Genomic DNA, 19349 nt, shown 5'->3' with positions numbered 1-19349 from the left:
GGGGGACAAGGGGGACAAGGGAGACAGGGGAGACAGGGGAGACAAGGGAGAATCTCAATCCAAAATCCAAAATCCAAAATTCACAAAAATCAATTGCTGTCAATCCCTTGAAGCAAAGCCAACCTTTAGGCGCAGCCTTAGCTTTTCTCGGATTGAAAGGCGTGATGCCCCTGTTTCACGGTTCTCAGGGTTGTACTGCCTTCGCCAAAGTCATGTTGGTGCGGCATTTTCGGGAAGCAATTCCTCTATCTACAACAGCAATGACTGAAGTGAGCACTGTCTTAGGTGGTGAGGACAATATCGAGCAAGCAATCCTGACGCTTGTGGAGAAGTCAAAGCCAGAAATTATTGGTCTGTGTACGACTGGATTAACAGAAACCAGAGGGGATGATATGGAGGGTATCCTCAGAAGTATCCGCAAACGTCACCCAGAATTATATGACTTGCCAATCGTATTTGCCTCTACACCTGATTTTAAAGGTTCATTGCAAGATGGTTTTTCCGCAGCTGTCGAAAGCATAGTTAAAGAACTGCCTCAACCTGGAAATATCCGGCTAGACCAAATTAATATTTTAGTCAGTTCTGCGTTTACGCCAGGGGATGTACAGGAGGTGAAAGAAATCGTCTCTGCCTTTGGGTTAAAATCCATCGTTGTACCTGACGTTTCCGCTTCACTCGACGGTCACTTGGATGATTCCTACAGCGCGGTGACAGGTGGTGGCACAACTTTGGCAGAACTGCGACAAATAGGTAGTTCGTTGTTTACCCTAGCACTAGGCGAAAGTATGCGTGGTGCTGCGGAGAGTTTGCAAAAACAGTTTGGCATACCTTACGAGGTGTTTCCACAACTGACTGGATTGAACGCAGTCGATCATTTCTTGCAAGGACTGGTAGATTTAAGCGGTCATGAAGTCCCAGAAAAATACCGCCACCAACGCCGCCAGTTGCAAGATGCCATGCTAGATACTCACTTTTACTTCGGGCGCAAGCGGGTGTCGTTAGCACTGGAACCTGATTTGCTGTGGTCAACAGCTTGGTTTTTGCACTCGATGGGAGCTGAAATTCACGCCGCAGTGACAACCACCAAGTCGCCCCTTTTAGAGCAACTTCCAGTCGAAAAGGTAATTATTGGGGATTTGGAAGATTTTGAGGAACTAGCAGTCGGTTCTGATTTGCTCATCGCTAATTCCCATGCTAAAGCGATCGCCCACCGTCTGGGTACTCCTTTCTATCGCCTCGGTTTTCCTATCTTCGATCGCTTGGGTAACGGACAGCGTTGCACTGTCGGCTACCGAGGAACTATGCAACTTCTGTTTGACCTTGGCAACTTATTTTTAAAAGATGAAGGATAAATTTTTAACCATTCATCCTTCATAATTCTTATACCGTTTTCAGATGAAGATGCATAGAAAAAACCTCCAGCATCTGTGGCATCTCTCCTTACCCCCCTTAATCCCCCCTTATCAAGCTATGCATTACCCGGATCTTTCTCAACATTTGTGAGAGTAACCACTCACGTTTTTTCTAACCCTGATTCGTTCGTCGTTCATTCTCAATAAAAATAGAATTTTTGCGAGAAGAATAAATGCCATTTTGTCAAGTCATGTGAAAATCTCAGCGTCCAGAATGGATTGTAGGCAAGGGTTTCAAGATTGTAAAGAAAGATGTGACTAATGCATAGCTTATCAAGGGGGGAAACAGGAAATTTATTTTCCTCCCCTTTATAAGGGGAGGTTAGGAGGGGTAAAAATAATCTGCAGGGGAGGTTAGGAGGGGTAAAAATAATCTGCAGCTTCATATTAAATTGGTATTAGTTGATTCACAACTTTCAGAAATTGCCGTACAACAGGTGTTTCTTCCTTCTCACGCCACACGATCGCAGTTTCAATCAGAGGTGTTTGGTGTGCGATCGCCCGATAAACCAAACCAGTGCGTTGAAGGTTCTGCAAAGAAGATGGCACAATTGCAACGCCCATACCCGCAGCAACCAGCCCGATAATTGTCTGCATTTGAATTGCTTCTTGAGCAATCTTTGGCGTGAAATTCCCCTGCTGACACAGATCCATAATCTTATCGTATAGCCCTATTCCTAAATGACGGGGGAATAAAATAAACGGTTCATTTGCAAGGGATTCCACTGTGATAGGTTCTTGTTGTGCTAAAGGATGGCTTTGGTATAATGCTAGAATCAGACATTCTTGCTGAATACACAGGTAACTCAGCTCGTCATCCTCCAAAGGTGGATACACAAAGCCAACGTGAATGCGGCGATCGCGAAGTGCTTGTTCCTGTTCGGCAGTTGTTAACTCCTGCAATACCAATTCCACATCTGGAAACTGTTGCCGAAACTCTTGTAATATAACAGGCAACACACTGTATATTGCCGGACTGATAAACCCTACCCGCAACTGTCCTATCTCTCCCCGCCCGGTGCGTTGGGTAACTTGAATTGTACTCTCCAAATGCGCCAACAGTTGATAAGCTTCCTGTAAAAATACCCTTCCCGCTTCTGTCAGTTGCACCTGTCGCTTCGTTTTGCGATGAAACAATTCAACACCCAATTCTGCTTCCAACTGGTGAATTTGCTGACTCAGAGGCGGTTGGGCTATATGCAATCGCTCAGCCGCCCGACTGAAGTGCAGTTCCTCGGCGACAGCAATAAAGTACCGGAGGTGTCGCAGTTCCATAGTTTTGATATTTTAAAAGTTTCAATTTTAAACAAATATATATTGGACATCTTAAAAGAGTCTACCTATGATGCTCCTATAAGCACAACAAACATCTGGAGAAAAAATGCTAGAGAATTACACACCGGGCTACTCAACGAATGCAACTCAATTCATGGCACATCGCACTGCAAAGTCTCATGCAGCATTTTTTATGCCGTATCTGAATCCGGAAATGAAATTGCTTGATTGCGGTTGCGGTCCTGGGACAATCACTTTAGGTTTGGCGCAAGCGGTGTTTCCCGGTACAGTAACAGGAATCGATCTGGAAAACTCTCAACTTGATATTGCTCGTGAAAGTGCTAGCAAGCAAAGTGTAGGAAATGTTGATTTTATTCAGGCGAGTGTTTATCACTTACCTTTTCCCGATTCTTCCTTTGATGCAGTCTTTGCTCATGCAGTGTTCGAGCATCTTCAAAAACCCTTACAAGCATTACAGGAAATACTGCGAGTGCTGAAACCAGGAGGGAAAGTGGGAGTTCGGAGTCCAGATTGGGGTGGTTTTTTGATTGCACCTTCTACACCAGAATTAGACCTAGCAATGTCCTATTACAAATTTCTTCAACAGCACAATGGCGGTAACGTGAACGTTGGTAGAGAATTAGGTGCTTTATTGAGACAAGCGGGATTTACTCAAATCAAAACTTCAGCGTCTTATGAAAGTTATGAACCCTTGAGCTTGGCAACAGAATATTTAGCACTCAGAATACAAGCATCAGAACAAGTTGAGCGGGCTGTAGAACGGGGATGGACTGATGTTCAAGCGATCGCAACTATGAACCAAGCTTTACAAGAATGGAGCCTACACCCAGATAGATTCTTTGCTCAAGCTTGGTGTGAAGCGATCGGACATAGGTTCGTAGTTGCGCTTTAGCGCATGCATCCCAACTACCAACACAATACAAATAATGCAGGCAAACTATTTAACTAACTTATTTCTCAGAACCTCTGTAATAATACCCTTGCACAAGTAAATCATTCATTATTTACTAAAATGTACAAAAAACACATTACCAAAAAAATAAAGAAAGGTCAAAAATGACTGCAAGTAAAGTATTCATATACGCTGAGTATCAAGTATCTATTCCCTTCAGTGACATTGACTGGGTTCCCATTAATCTAGAAATGAAAAAATTTCCCGGATTAAAATCGAAAACTTGGTTAAGTGGTATAAACACCAACACCGTTGGTGGTTTTTATGAATTTGACTCTGTCGAAAATGCACAAAATTACATCAATAACTTGTTAATTCCATTTGCAAAACAAGTTAATGGAAATTTGACTGTAAAGATTTTTGATGGTGATATCACTAAAGAAGCCAGCATAGGAATGAGTTCCCCCTTCTATTTAGGACTGATATAAGGTATAAACTCAGAAATAGTATTAGATATCTTAAAACTAACACTAATTCCGACTTGTTCCATGAAACCGTTACTAGTTACGTCTCTACCACATTGATTTTGAGGGGCTGTCACCTCGTTCCCAGGCGGAGCCTAGGAACGAGAATTGGGGAGCTGGTGTTTACGAGTGTGTAACCTTTTGGAGAACTGCCCAAGTTTGGGAATCGATAACTCCATTTACTGGCAATCCATGCTTCTGCTGAAATGAAATGACTGCTGAAAGAGTTGCTGAGTCAAAAGTCCCATCTGTAGGCAGGGTAGAACCTTGAGCATTCAATAGCTCCTTCAATTGAGTTACAGCAGCACCAGAATCTCCCTGTTGCAAGGTTGTTTCGGTTTTAGAGGAAGTAAAATCCAAATCATTCTGCATAACTCTCTCCTTCTTCTTCTAAAATTTGTTCGCGTCTTGATAGAGTTAGTTAAACACCTCAAAAGGAAACGTTAATTTCAGTGTGATAATTTTTACATACAACTGCCTCTTACTTTTGGTAGATAAATAAAAAATAGCCTCCACTCAAACTGGGGGAGGCGATCGCCTTAAACATGATGCGAAATATTAAGTTTAAGTGTTACAGCCAATACAATTATTAGCTTCTTACTTTGGACAGATAAAAGTCGTCATTTTATTTGTATCTAGCGAGAGTGGTAGATTTTCCACAAGATATAATAAAAAATAATACACATAATTGATGGATTTACCGCAGTGTATGATTTATGACCAAGCAGAATTTGATTTACGCTGTGAGTGGGGCGCACAAGGTGTGTCTCAACTTGCTCCCATCAGTGATGTTATTGTCATAGTCGATATCCTCTCATTTTCAACCTCTGTAGAAGTTGCTACCAACAATGGTGCAATTATTTACCCGTATCAATGGAGAGATAATTCTGCAGTTGATTATGCGTGGTCTGTACAAGCAGAATTGTCAAAAGGTCGTTTAGCGAAAGAAGGTTATTCGCTTTCTCCTGCATCTTTAATGAAAATTCCTCCAGGGACTAAGTTGGTTGTACCTTCTCCCAATGGTTCTTCTCTGACGTTACTGACTGGCAAAACTCCAACTATAGCTGGTTCTTTGCGAAACTATAAAGCCGTAGCACAATTTGCTCAAAGCTATGGACGCCGAATCGCAACTATTCCCGCAGGTGAAAAGTGGGATGATGGGACTCTGCGACCTGCATTTGAAGATTTGATTGGTGCTGGAGCCATTCTCAGCGCTTTAGAGGGGAGTTTATCTCCAGAAGCAGAAACTGCTGTAGCCGCATTTCAAACATTTAAGAATGATTTGCGATCGTATTTGAAAAAATGCAGTTCTGGAAAGGAATTAATTGAAAAGGGATTTGAGTTGGACGTTGAGTTAGCAGCAGATTTAAATGTTAGCAACTGTGTCCCTTTATTGAGTGAAAATGCTTACATCAATGTAAACACTTAAGATTCAATACCACAGGGAACTCGAATTTTTGTAGGTTGGGTTGAGGAACGAAACCCAACATGAATTCGCGCTTGTGTTGGGTTTTTCCAAGGATTTGCCCGACGAGCGTTGATAAATTTTATTATAAGTAATCACCCAAACTTGATATAACAAAATAATGCTTTACATACTCTTTAAATTTGGCAGCCCAAGATAGTGTAAAAATTAACAGCGTAAGTATCTGTACCTGAAAGATGAAAGTTGACCAAAAATACAGCAACCTAAACAAATTCTGGAACAGACTGGGTTTAACGTTAGTTATCGCAGGAGTCATAGCAGGCTCTGTATGTATTTTTTACTTTATATATAAAAATAATTTTGTTGACCGAAATGGGACAAGACGGCTGCAGGTAGAAAAGCAGAACAAAACGAATCCAAAAGTGGAGCAGTACCTCAAATATAGCGAGTGTGTGTCAGAGGGTGGAACTGAGGAAAAGTGCAACTCTCTTCTTAATAAGCAGTGACCACCTGACCGACGCCATTCTACTTGACATGGGAACCACTTTCATGTTTGGCGCAGACCGATTTTCTGAAACTGAAAATTTCGGAGCGACTTATCAGCAGATTGGTGGCAATTTTCTGTCTGAAGAGGCAGTCAATTATATTATAAGAAACCTTTGCAACACTATGTTTGCAGATTACGGAAATCCTGACTATTACGAAAATTTTCCTTCTGTTTCAAGCTATTTAGAAACCATGGGTCAAACGAAAGATTTACCATGTGTTGAAATCAGTTTATTAGAACAGGTATTTGCGATGCATGAAGCGGGGGTGATATCAGAACCGTATGTATCTATCTTGCATCAGCTACGTCAAACCCATGAGAAGTTGAATGAAAGTTTTGCATATCCCGATCTTACCATCGAAAATCTACAAGAGTTAGTTGAAAACGATGGGAGGCAGACTTGAGCAACACTGTTAGCACTTCATATGTCCATTTTGTTCTTGCACCTGATTCTTTAAAAGGTTCGTTATCTGCGGTTACTGCCTGTGGGGCAATGGAGCTTGGAATACACAGGGCAATGGGAAAAATTCCATGCCAGATTAGCGCTGTACCGCTTGCTGACGGAGGTGAGGGAACAGTTGAAGCCCTTCTTTTGGGTATTGGTGGAGAGGAACGCATCGAAACTGTGAGCGATCCTTTGGGAGATCCAGTCCAAGCTAAGTGGGGTATCCTCCAAAATGGACAAGCAGTTATTGAAATGGCTCAAGCTTCCGGGCTAACACTCATTCCTCAGAGCGATCGCCGTCCCAAGGAAGCTTCGTCTTATGGTACCGGACAACTGATTCAAGCTGCATTAGATGTTGGTTGTCGCAATCTATTAATTGGCATTGGCGGTTCTGCAACAACTGATGGGGGTGCAGGCGCGTTGCAAGCACTGGGGGTACGCTTGCTTGATGCGGATGGTCAAGATTTACCACGAGGGGGATTTGCCCTGCATCGATTGGCAAAGATCGATCTGACACATTTGGATGCACGACTTCAGGAGACTCAAATTACCGTTTTATGCGATGTAGACAATCCCCTTTGTGGAGCTAATGGTGCAGCATACATTTACGGACCGCAAAAAGGGGCGACACCAACGAATGTCAAAGAACTTGATGCGGCTCTGGAGCATTTTGCACAAATTGCAGCTGCTACAACTGGAAGGGATTTCAAAACTGCTAAAGGTGCGGGTGCAGCTGGGGGTATGGGTTTTGGGCTAATGACTTTTTTGAATGCACAACTAAAAGCTGGTATTGACGTAGTGCTGGAAGCAACACAAATAGCACAAAAGCTGGAAACTGCTGACTTAGTACTGACAGCTGAAGGTTCAATTGATGTTCAAACTTTACGTGGTAAAGCTTTATCTGGGGTAGCACGGGCGGCAGGTGCAGCTAAAAACGGTCAAGGTGTTTCAGTCATAGCATTCGGTGGGACAGTAAAATTAACTAGCGATGAATTGCAGAAATTAGGTATACTCATTTCTTTACCTCTACCTGATGCACCTCTTGCACTTGAGGAATGTATAGAACGGGCAGAGGAACTGCTGGCTAATGCTACAGAGCGAGCAGTAAAGTTGTGGTTGTGTGGTCGGGGTTTAATTTAGGTTCTCACCCTCCCACGCTATTCTTGATAAAAGGCACTACTGAATTTCTATTTACGCCCGCCCAAAAATCAAAATGAGTCCCAATATTGCTGATTGCCAATTTCTGGAAGTTCTTTATGAAGGTGCCAAAACCAGGATTTATCGTGCTTTCAAGAAGACAGCGCCAACTTGGGTAATGGTTAAAACTCTCAAAGCGGAGTATCCAACAATAGAACAAGTTGCTCAATTAAGACACGAATACAAAATTCTCCAAAACCTTGACATACCTGGAATTGTTAAACCCCTGGCTGAGGTAAGCTACAAAAACGGTTTGGCACTTATTTTGTCTGATTTTGGGGGAGAACCTTTAAAAAATTTTATTAATACCAAAAAAATTGATTTAATCGGTTTTTTGGACATTGCAATTCAATTAGCATCAACTCTGGCTCAGCTACATCAAAATCAGATTATTCATAAAGATATTCAACCCTATAATATTTTTATTAACAGAAAAACAGGTCAAGTTCAAATTATAGATTTTAGTATTTCATCTTTCCTCCCAACAGAGAATTCGACGCTGGGCAATTCCCATATACTTGAAGGCACCCTAGCCTATATGTCACCAGAGCAAACTGGAAGGATGAACCGCTCCATTGACTATCGAACCGATCTTTACTCTCTGGGGGTCACTTTCTATGAATTACTAACAGGACAACTACCGTTTCAAGCTACAGATCCTTTGGAATTAGTTCATTGCCACATTGCTAGAACACCAGTACCTGTTTGCCAATTGAATCCGGAGATTCCCCAAGCAATTTCAGATCTTGTCATGAAGTTATTAGCTAAGACTGCTGAAGAGAGATATCAAAGTGCTTTGGGACTAAAAGCTGACTTAGAAGAATGTTTGGAAAAATTACAAGCAACAGGGAAAATAGAAGATTTTCTTATCGGTCAGCTTGATTTATACAGTCAATTTCTAATTCCTCAAAAACTTTACGGACGCGAACAAGAAGTAGCCACTTTAATAGATACTTTTAAGCGAATTAGCCTTGGCGCAACTGAAATGATTTTAGTCAGTGGATATTCAGGCATTGGCAAAACTTCTTTAGTGAATGAAGTTTATCACACAATTGTCTGCCAACGAGCATATTTTATTTCTGGTAAGTTTGACCAATTTAAGCGAAATATTCCATATAGTTCTTTGATTCAAGCTTTTCAAGAACTCATGCGGCAAATTCTTACAGAAAATCATGAAAAAATAGCAATTTGGAAAGCAAAAATTTTAAATGCTCTTGGTTCTAACGGTCAGATTATTATTGATGTTATTCCCGAAATCGAATGGATTATTGGTCGTCAGCCAGATGTTCCTCAATTAGGGCTAACCGAATCACAAAATCGTTTTAATCGGGTGTTTCTACAATTTATTCATATTTTTTGTCAAAGAGAACATCCACTAGTGCTGTTTTTGGATGATTTACAATGGGCAGATCTAGCTTCTTTAAAGTTAATTCAGATGCTGCTCGGTCACCCAGATAGCCAATATCTATTACTGATTGGAGCCTATCGAGATAACGAAGTGAATGAAGTGCATCCTTTGATATTAACTATAAAAGAAGTTCAATCATGTAATGTAATCGTCAACAAAATTATCCTTCAGCCTTTGCTAATTTTTCATGTCAAACAATTAGTCATTGAAACTCTCCGTACTGACGAAAACAAGGCACAACCACTAGCTGAGTTAGTGTTTAACAAAACTCAGGGAAATCCATTTTTTTTAATTCATTTGCTCAAATCTCTCTATCAAGAAAATCTATTAACATTTAACTTTACGGAAGGCTACTGGCAGTGGGATATGGAGCAACTTAAAGATATTGATATTACAGATAATGTCATTGAGTTGATGGTGAATCAAATTCAAAAGCTGTCATCAAATACCCAGAATGTATTAAAGTTAGCTGCTTGTATTGGGGATAAGTTTACTCTAGACATTCTCAGTATTGTTAATCAAAAATCTTTGTCAGAAACAGCAACAGATTTATGGGAATCTCTACAGGCGGGTTTAGTTTTGCCCTTGAGTCAGTCTTATAAAATACCCCTTGTTCTTGATTCGGAAACAATAGCGACTGGGGATTGGCGATTGACGATTGGACAAGAATCTTCCTCTTCACCAATCGCTACTCCCGATCGCCCAATTGCCTACAAGTTTTTACACGATCGAGTTCAACAAGCCGCTTATTCTCTGATTGCAGATTCACAGAAAAAGGAAACTCACTTAAAAATTGGTGAATTGCTATTACAAAATACGACGCCTGAAGAACGAAGAGAACATATCTTTGCTTTGGTCAATCAACTGAATTACGGTATCGATCTATTGTCATTTGAGTCACAAAAATATGAACTGGCTGAACTCAATCTTATAGCCGGTCAGAAAGCAAAAGCAGCAACGGCTTATGACTCGGCTGTTCGTTATTTAACGGTGGGGTTGAAGTTATTGCCTGCTTCTAGTTGGCAGCAACGATATGAATTCGCATTGAGTTTATATCAAGAAGCTGCTGAAGCGGCATTTCTTAACGGTGATTTTGAGCACATGGAGCACTTGGTTGACGTTGTACTGCAACAAGCGAAAACACAACTGGACAAAGTGAAAGTTTATGAGTTACGAATCAAAACTTGTGAAGTGCAAAGAAAACTCCTTGAAGCGGTGAAAATAGGTCTGCAAGCTTTGGAAATTCTGGGAGTGAAACTGACTGAATCACCTACTGTGCTAAATATTCAGCAAGCCATTGAGGAAATAACAGCATCTTTGGCTCATATAGGTATAGAAGATTTAATTCATTTGCCACCAATGACAGATGCGAATAAGTTAGCAGCGTTTCGGCTGATAGCAAGTTTGGTTCCTGCTGCTTATCAATCTGCACCTGCATTATTTATTTTGATGGCTTGCGAGCAAGTTAAGTTATCTATTCAAAATGGTAATATTTCTCTGTCAGCTAGCGGGTTTGCTGATTATGGAGTCGTTTTCAGTGGATTGTTACAAGATATTGATCCTGCTTATAAATTTGGACAATTAGCATTAAATTTATTAGAAAGGTTAGATGCTCGTGAGGTGAGAAGTCAAATCTTATTTAAGGTTTCAACGTTTATACTACCTTGGAAACATCATGTTAGGGCAACCTTACCACTCCTAGAAGATGCTTACTCTAGCGGATTGGAACATGGAGATTTGATACATACGGGATATTCAGCAAGTAATTATTGCCAGTACTCTTATTGGAGTGGTTCGGAGTTAAAAAGCCTCGAACAGGGAATGGCTAAATATGGTCAGGCGATCGCTCAAATTAATCAAGAAGCTGCTTTGAAGTTGCATCAAGTATTTCATCAAGCCGTTTTAAACTTAATAGGATTGGCTGAAAATCCTTGCTCTTTAATAGGTGATGCTTACAATGAAGCTCAATTCTTACCACTTCACATTCAATTTAATGAACGAACGCTAGTCTACTCTGTATTTCTCAATAAATTAATCCTTTGTTACTTGTTTGGAGACTTTTCGCAAGCTGTAGAAAATGCTCTCAAAGCCGAACAGTATTTGGATGGGGTCATAGGATGGTTAATTGTACCGCTGTTCCATTTCTATGATTCTCTAGTGCAACTTGCTGTATATCGCTCGCTACCAAATTCACAACAAGAACACCTTTTGAGTAGGGTGATAAATAACCAGGAAAAAATGCAAAAATGGGCAAATTACGCTTCCATGAACTTTCAGCATAAGTATGAGCTTGTGGAGGCAGAAAAAGCAAGAGTTTTGGGTCAATATTGGCAAGCAACAGAGTTTTATGACCGAGCGATCGCAGGAGCTAAGGAACAGGGATATATTCAGGAAGAAGCCCTCTCGAATGAACTAGCAGCAAAATTTTATTTTGAGTGCGGAAGAGAAAAAGTAGCAAAAACCTATCTAACTGATGCTTATTATGGATATATATGTTGGGGAGCAACGGCAAAAGTTAAAGATTTAGAAGCCAAATATCCTCAAATTTTATCTCATATCTCCAAGCCAAACAACACAATTATAGAGGTCGAACGGACAACCAATTCTACAACTAGCAGCAGTCAGGGAGTTTTCGATTTAGCTGCTGTTATGAAAGCATCTCTGGCTCTTTCCAGCGAAATTGTATTAAATAAAGTTCTTGCTAAATTGATGCAAATTGTGATTGAAAATGCTGGTGCAGAAACAGGATTTTTTATTTTGGAAAAAGCAGGGCAGTTATTTATAGAAGCTACAAAAATTTCCAGTAATATTGAAGTTTATTTGCAGCAATCAATACCAGTAAATTCCAGCAAGCAACTACCAATATCTGTCATAAACTACGTGCATCGAACTCATGAGAATGTTGTTTTAAATGATGCCATCCTTGAAAAAGTTTTTGCAACAGATAATTACATCATCACCAACCAACCAAAATCCATTTTATGTACACCAATTCTTAATCAAGGTAAACTGATTGGCATTCTTTATTTAGAAAATAACTTAACCACTGGAGCATTTACACCAAAGCGGTTGGAAGTTTTACAACTTTTATCCTCTCAAGCCGCAATCTCAATTGAAAACGCACGTCTTTATAACGCTCTAGAGGATTCCAATCGAACTTTAGAAGCAAAAGTACAAAAGCGCACCTTAGAGCTACAAGCCAAAAATTTGCGACTCCAACAAGAAATTCGCGATCGCCAACGAGCAGAAGAAGTAGCCGCCACCGCCAACCAAGCTAAGAGCGAATTTCTAGCAAACATGAGCCACGAACTCCGCACACCGCTCAATGGTATATTAGGTTACACTCAAATTTTTCAGAAAGATAACAGCTTAACAGATAAGCAAAAAAAGGGGATCAACATTATTCACCAATGTGGCGAACACCTACTAACACTCATCAATGATATTTTAGATCTCTCCAAAATTGAAGCGCGGGAAATGGCACTTTATCCTAAAGAGTTTAATTTTCCAGAATTTATTGAGAGTCTTGTCCAACTTTACCACATCCGTACCGAGCAAAAGACAATTTCATTAATTTACCAAACGCCTTCTCCCCTACGGATTATTCGAGCCGATGAAAAACGATTGCGTCAGATTTTGATGATCTACTCAGCAATGCGTTAATTTGACGGAAAAGGCATGAACTTTCCAGTATAAGGAATAGTGAAAGAGACAAGGGGAAAGGGACAAGGGGGACAGGAAAGGGACAAGGGACAAGGAGACAAGGGGACAAGGAGACAAAGGGCCAAGGGGACAAGGGGAAAGGAGACAAGGGGACAAGGGGGACAGAAGAAAGTTCTACCTTGTCTATCCCTCTTCCTTATCTCCAATGCCCAATGCCCAATTAATGCCCATCCTAAATCGCTTTCAAGTCGAAGATACGGGATTGGCATTCCACCAGAGCAATTAGAAGAAATATTTTTGCCATTTAAGCAGGTAGGTGAACATAGCTGCAAGACTGAAGGAACGGGCTTGGGTTTGGCAATTAGCCGTCAATTGGTTCAGATGATGGGCGGTGAATTGAAGGTAAAGAGTACTTTGGGTAAAGGCAGTGTTTTTTGGTTTGATTTGGAAATTCCCGAAGTTATCCTTCAATCTGGTGCTAAAAGTGTTCAGAAACCCAATATTATTGGTTTTTTAGGAGCTAAACGAAAAGTTTTGGTTGTAGACGATAAATGGGCAAATCGTTCTGTTTTAGTGAATTTACTACAGCCTTTAGGGTTTGAAGTCGCAGAAGCAACAGATGGTTTAGACGGTATTCATAAAGCACAGGAATTTGATCCAGATATCATTTTTATGGACTTAGTTATGACAGTGATGGATGGCTTTGAAGCTACCCGTCGCCTCAAGATGTTACCACACTTTCAACATATGGTGGTGATAGCTGTATCTGCTAGCGTTTTTGAATTCGACCGACAGCAAAGTCAAGAAGTTGGTTGCGATGATTTTCTTCCCAAACCGATTAAGAAAGCTGAGCTTTTAGAAAAATTAAAAATTCACTTGGCGTTGGAATGGGTTTATGAAGAAATAGATAACAGCGTACAATTTCTTACTCCCCCTTCCCTCATTGCTGATACCCATTCCTTTATGCCTCCACCTGCAGAAGAACTGGCGATTTTGCTTCATTTAGCAATGAAAGGCGATCTCAAAAGTATTGCTAAACGAGCCGCAGAATTAGAGAAATGGGATGAACAATTTATACCTTTTGCTACTCATTTGCGCCAACTTGTTGAGGGTTTTAAAAGCAAACAAATACTGGAGTTTCTGAAGAAATATTAACGCTCTTTTATCACTCTAGATGTCACTATACCCTTCAAATTTCGAGGTGCAAGATCTGAGATCCCCTGCACCCCCTGCAACCCCTGCCTCCCCTGCTTGTCTCCCGCGACAATTTTCTTAACCGAGCAGTATTGGGATAGGTGTCAAAGCCCGCCGGTTCTGTCTTTACAAAACAGGAACTGCTACATTCTTTGGTGAGAGTGATGGTAAAGCTATAAGTTGACATTACACACCTGCTTTCGCACCTAAAGCTTGGAGGGTAACTTTCTCAGCTGCAGTTAAACCTATAACGCCCGTGATATTCATGCCCTCATAAAGTCCTGGTATTCTCAACTTTTTTACACATTCCCCTGTTTGAGTTTTCCAAAGCTTAATTGTGCCATCTTCGCTTCCAGTAGCAAGCATACAACCATCTGGACTAAAAGCGACTGCGTTTACTCGACCAGTATGTTCCTGCAAGGTATGAAGGGGTTTTTCGCGGTTAACGTTCCATAACCAAAGCTTATAGTCACCACTACCACTGGCAAGCATTGCACCATCTGGACTGAACGCGACAGAATTTACTCGGCTAGTATGCTGAAAACATATACTATTGCTGTGTGTATTATTGTTGATATTCCATAAGCGAACTGTTTGGTCATCGCTACCACTGGCAAGTATTGCACCATCTCGACTAAAGGCAACTGAACGAACTGAAAGAGTGTGCCCTTCTAGGGGGCGCTCTTCTATGATACTGAGGTCAACCGTGTTAATATTGCAAAGTAACACCGTTGAATTACCACTGCTAATAGTAAGCATTGTACCATCCGGACTGAGCGCTACTGAACTTACCCAACTACTGTGCCCCTTTAAGATGCGGCATTCACCAGTTTTGATATCCCAGAGGCGAACTGTTTTGTCACCACTACCACTGACAAGCTTTTCACCATCTGGACTGAAAACGACTGAACTTACCCAACTACTGTGCCCCTTTAAGATGCGGTATTCACCAGTATTGATATCCCAGAGGCGAACTGTTTGATCATCACTACCACTGGCAAGAATTGCACCATTTGGACTGAACGCGACTGAGTTTACCCTACTGGTGTGCCCTTCAAAGGTACGGTATTCACCAGTGTTGATATCCCAGAGGCGAACTATTTTGTCACCACTACCACTGGCAAGAATTGCACCATCTGGACTGAACACAACTGAATTTACGCCCCAACTAATGTGTCCTTGTAAAGTGTTGAAGCAGATACCAGTGTTGATATCCCAGAGGCGAACTGTTTGGTCACCACTACCACTGGCAAGAATTGCACCATCTGGACTGAACGCAACTGAATTTACCCAACTGGTGTGTCCCTCCAAAGGGTTGCGGGATTTACCAGTACTGATATCCCATAACCACACTTTGTAGTCTCCACTGCCGATCGCAAGAGTTCGACCATCTGGACTAAATGCAACTGAACTTACCCATTTGGTATACTCCTCTAGGGTGCGGCAGCATTGACCGGTTTTGATATCCCATAGACGAACCGTTTTGTCATCACTACCACTGGCAAGCATTGCGTCATCTGGACTGAACGCAACTGAGTTCACCTGTTCATTGTGCTCCTTCAGAGTGTGGAGGCATTGACCAGTTTTGATATTCCATATGCGAACTGTTTTGTCTTCACTACCACTAGCAAGCGTTTTACCATCTGTACTGAACGCAACTGAACGCACCAAAAGGGTATGCCTCTCCAATGTATGACAGCACTCACCAGTTTCGATATCCCATAAACGAACTGTTTTGTCTTCACTACCACTAGCAAGCGTTTTACCATCTGTACTGAACGCAACTGAACGCACCAAAAGGGTATGCCCCTCCAATGTATGACAGCACTCACCAGTTTCGATATCCCATAAACGAACTGTTTGGTCATCACTACCACTAGCAAGTATCGCACCATTTGGACTGAAGGAAACTGAGTTTATACGACCAATGTGTCCTTTACAAACCAAAAGTTCTCTGCCATTCGCCACTTCCCACAAGCGAATCACGCCATCATAATCACCTGTAGCTAACAGGTTGCCATCTAAGCTGAATGCTATCGTTCGGACGCTGGCTAAGACTTTAGTAAAAACACAGTCAGTCAAATCCGCTTGAGCAAACTTGGTATCTCGCAGGCTGGCATTAGTAAAATTGCCTCCTATAATTACAGCACGTTCCAGGTCTTTGCCTTCCAAAGCCTTCTTGTTAACCTTTAATATCAATGTTGCTGCATTCCCGCCGATATATTCTACTTCTCCTCTAGTTTTGCCCTTTGTTTGTTCCAGAATTTTCAGCAGAGCAGATTCCACAATCTCTCCTTTTGCCAACATTGGCAACAACAAATCTATAACCGCTTTTGTCAGTGGTGCTTTGCCAAAAGTATTTCGCAGTTGTATGAGAGTTTCAGGAGTAAATGCTTTCAAAGGTGGTATGGGTATAATGATGTTACCTGCTTCATCCATTTGTCGCCGGAAATAGGATGACCAAGTGTAATTCTGAGGCTTGGCGTTAACTTCTACATAAGATTGCTGTTGCGCCAATTCAATAAAATCATCAGCCAAAATCCCCAACCCAGCTGCTAACTTGTATGCCACAAAGAACTCCACTAAAGAGCGATGGGCTGGGGTGTAATCCCCATCTGCGTTGCGGATGAGTATGGTCTGACTTTGTAGATCGTAGCGCCAGTAGTCTAAATCTTTCTGTTGTACAACATCACCAAATAAACGACGAACCCGGTCTGGGAAAAGTCGATAATTTAAACTCATCTCGTTAGTAGAGAGCATCTCCCAAGACAACTCACACAAAAAGTAGAGCTTATCCGCTAAAGAAGTAAAAGTCCGCTCCTGTTTGATGTCCCGCTCCATCTTTTGCCGCACTGCATACAAATACACCCGCGACATATCTACTGGCTTTCCTGCTTCAATATCCGGCAATGCTTCTAAAATTAACTCACTCATTACCGGACGCCTTGCCAAGTCCAACAGCTGCTGATTCCCCATCACCAGGTCAACTGTGGCTGTTTCCGCTTTAAATGACAACACCTTTCGGATTTGCTCATCGTTAAATGTTTCAAGTTCGAGCACTTCAAACTGCGGTGTTTCCCCAATCAGTTTGCCAGTAGGAGGAGCTTGCAGTTCTGCCCGCAATACCGCTCGTCCTTCCTTGGCTTCGGGAAAATGTTCAGTACGACAAGTGAGGATAACTTTGCTTCCGGGAACCACCACTTTTGCCAACTCCCAAAAATTGTTAATCATCTTTTGGCGGTCAATTCTGTCTGCCATTTCGTCGAAGCCATCGAATATCAACAGCAGCTTCCCCATGCGGTTGAGGTGCTCAAACACCGAATATTTTGTGCGAATTTCGTGCTGACGAAAGAAAAATTCCGAAAATAGTGACTCTATCGTCAATGCTTTGGCATAGTCGCGCAACGGAATAACTAACGGAAGGCGAGGACGTTCTAAACCTTGTGTTTTCGCATCCCGATATTGTTGCATTATCTGCCACGCGTAGTGGAAAGCAAACCAAGTCTTTCCAGTGCCAAACTCTCCCAAAATTGAGATATGCTCCTTTGCTGGATCGGCTAGCCATAGGTTTATGTAACTATCAATATTATCGTAACGACTACGCCCTAATCGCGACTTGGTATCCCGATCAAACTCTTCTTTAATGCAGGCAAGCGGTACGTACTTGGTGTCAATTTCTCGACGTTTAATTTCGTTCTCTAGCCAGTCAAGATATCCGCTAAAGTCAACTTCTTCATCTATCAATTCATCGAATGTATAGCAGGCAAGATGGCGATTTTCTTTTTTCTCCACTTCTTCACGTGCTTTTGGTGAAATGCGTCTTGCCGTCACTAACCAGCCTTCATCTGTGTTTTTTGCTTCCACCGACTGGCGCAAAGCTCTCACATCACCTAGTTCTGCCTCCCCTTCAATCCCACGCACAAGAACGCGGTCATATCCACGTCGTCGCACTGGAACGCGGATAATCCATTCAAAATATTTATCTGACCAAACTTCATCTTTCTCAAAGTCGTAGTCCAAAGTTTCAAACCAGCCTCGCATCTGTTGAGCTAGAGCAATTGCCTTAAGTTTGTTTTCCTGTGGTGAAGATACTTCTGGCAATTCTAGATCGCTTTGTGCTGCCAACAGCCTTGCTATTTCAGTTCTAATACTCTCATTTGTCGGTAACCTGTCAAGTTTTTCGGTCAAATGTATCATGGTTTGACGCAAGTCTTTTATCACCAGATCCCTCAAAACCTCAGCAGGAGTTCGCGTGCGATTGGCAACTTCAATAAAAACCGCTGCAAAAGCAGCAACTTCTCGTTTAATGTTGAGTCCTAAAGCTTTAATGTCATCTCCTAAGGCATACTCATTAAGATATTTATCGACTTCATTCAAGATTCTTGAGGGGTTATTGTCGTCAAATCCATTACGAAAAGCCTGTTGAATTTCTTGTTGTCGGAACAGTTCAAGTAAGGGTTTGGGTTTGCCAACACCATATTCTACTAGAGTATAAGTATAAACACTTGTGAAATCCGTTGAAGGATGGTCTGGATCAAGATTAAATCGCTTTAATAAGCTTGTTACACTCTTCTGGCGCTGAATCTTGTCCCTTGTTAGTGAAGTAGTAATACTGGCAATTGTGCTGATTACAGCGTTCAGCTCCATAGTCATTAATTCCCGCTAAATATTATGTTTTGGATTAGAAATTTTCTATCAAAAATATAGAACTTTTTATATGCCTTGTCATGAGTGACATCCGCAGAAACTCTATGTTCCAAGCAACTTCTGTCCCAATACTTGTCGGTTAAGCCGTTTTTTCCTCTCCTGCACCCCCTGTAACCCCTGCACAAAGGCGCTTGTCTCTCGCGACAATTTTCTTAACCGAGCAGTATTGACTTCTGTCCCCCTTGAAGATTACCTATTTCAATAAACCACTTGGATACAGAGCATCGTACCTTTGGCTAGACGCGATCAAGAGCGGAAGCCAAACAGTAAACGTTGGATGCTCTAATCCAATACGGTTCAGATAAGATTCATTCAGAAACCCGCTCTCTTAAACTTATACTTTACCCATATTCGCGCTGATTTTAACCGGATAACGCTCTTGTATTCATTTTTTCACCCCCGTGAACGGTTAACGCTGAAAAGCATAGGATCATAGCTGCCCTCTGCCAAGAGATCCCCCAGCATAGCTGAACTAGCGCCGCTCAAGGCGATCGCACTTTCACCCCCGTGAACGGTTACAGAGAATCTAAGCGGACTAACCTAGGGCTTGCTGAAAAAGAAAGAAAAGGAGACAGTCTCTAGATTCTCAGACCAAAGACATATATTTAAGTGCATGAAAATAAAGCTAGGATAACCTA

11 protein-coding genes are annotated in these 19349 nt (G+C 41.6%); 8 read left to right on the top strand and 3 right to left on the bottom strand.

Annotated features, from left to right (window positions below):
* Positions 1 to 71 precede the first annotated feature (71 nt).
* Positions 72 to 1352: a nitrogenase iron-molybdenum cofactor biosynthesis protein NifN gene (nifN, locus tag F7734_RS43730; RefSeq protein ID WP_166482517.1), complete on the top strand. Its 1281-nt coding sequence runs from the start codon at positions 72 to 74 to the stop codon at positions 1350 to 1352.
* A gap of 447 nt (positions 1353 to 1799) precedes the next feature.
* On the opposite strand, the gene F7734_RS43725 is transcribed toward nifN, so the two are convergent.
* The gene (locus tag F7734_RS43725) at positions 1800 to 2687 is read right to left on the bottom strand and encodes a LysR family transcriptional regulator (protein ID WP_155750628.1); all 888 of its coding nucleotides are present in this window, start codon (positions 2685 to 2687) and stop codon (positions 1800 to 1802) included.
* A 106-nt stretch (positions 2688 to 2793) separates the two neighbouring features.
* Here F7734_RS43725 and F7734_RS43720 point away from each other — a divergent pair, with 106 nt between their 5' ends.
* Together F7734_RS43720 and F7734_RS43715 are read left to right on the top strand one after the other, a co-directional pair.
* Positions 2794 to 3600, top strand: coding sequence for a methyltransferase domain-containing protein (locus F7734_RS43720; protein ID WP_155750627.1), 807 nt, complete (start codon positions 2794 to 2796; stop codon positions 3598 to 3600).
* A gap of 164 nt (positions 3601 to 3764) precedes the next feature.
* A complete protein-coding gene (locus F7734_RS43715; protein WP_155750626.1) occupies positions 3765 to 4088 on the top strand; it encodes a YdhR family protein in 324 nt (107 codons plus the stop codon).
* A gap of 159 nt (positions 4089 to 4247) precedes the next feature.
* Here the strand turns inward: F7734_RS43715 and F7734_RS43710 are convergent, their stop codons facing one another.
* A complete protein-coding gene (locus F7734_RS43710) occupies positions 4248 to 4496 on the bottom strand; it encodes a peptidoglycan-binding domain-containing protein (protein WP_155750625.1) in 249 nt (82 codons plus the stop codon).
* Positions 4497 to 4815: 319 nt separating this feature from the next.
* On the opposite strand from F7734_RS43710, the gene F7734_RS43705 reads away from it, so the two are divergent.
* The 5 genes from F7734_RS43705 to F7734_RS43685 all read left to right on the top strand — a co-directional run bounded on the left by F7734_RS43705 (position 4816) and on the right by F7734_RS43685 (position 13965).
* On the top strand, positions 4816 to 5553 hold the full coding sequence (locus F7734_RS43705; RefSeq protein WP_243147401.1) for a 2-phosphosulfolactate phosphatase: 738 nt from the start codon (positions 4816 to 4818) through the stop codon (positions 5551 to 5553).
* 546 nt (positions 5554 to 6099) lie between these two features.
* Positions 6100 to 6501, top strand: a complete 402-nt coding sequence (locus F7734_RS43700; protein ID WP_155750624.1) for a hypothetical protein — start codon at positions 6100 to 6102, stop codon at positions 6499 to 6501.
* Entirely contained in the window at positions 6498 to 7682 is a 1185-nt protein-coding gene (locus F7734_RS43695; RefSeq protein WP_155750623.1) for a glycerate kinase, read from the top strand. The genes F7734_RS43700 and F7734_RS43695 overlap by 4 nt, the downstream gene beginning before the upstream one ends.
* A 73-nt stretch (positions 7683 to 7755) precedes the next feature.
* The gene (locus F7734_RS43690) at positions 7756 to 12810 is read left to right on the top strand and encodes an AAA family ATPase (RefSeq protein ID WP_243147400.1); all 5055 of its coding nucleotides are present in this window, start codon (positions 7756 to 7758) and stop codon (positions 12808 to 12810) included.
* A gap of 39 nt (positions 12811 to 12849) precedes the next feature.
* The gene (locus F7734_RS43685) at positions 12850 to 13965 is read left to right on the top strand and encodes a response regulator (protein ID WP_347566387.1); all 1116 of its coding nucleotides are present in this window, start codon (positions 12850 to 12852) and stop codon (positions 13963 to 13965) included.
* 225 nt (positions 13966 to 14190) lie between these two features.
* On the opposite strand, the gene F7734_RS43680 is transcribed toward F7734_RS43685, so the two are convergent.
* Positions 14191 to 18651 (bottom strand): NACHT domain-containing protein, encoded by a 4461-nt coding sequence (locus tag F7734_RS43680; protein WP_155750629.1) that lies wholly within the window; start codon positions 18649 to 18651, stop codon positions 14191 to 14193.
* Positions 18652 to 19349: the final 698 nt, after the last annotated feature.

This window comes from Scytonema sp. UIC 10036 (genome assembly GCF_009725235.1).
This window is presented reverse-complemented; position numbering and strand designations above follow the sequence as displayed.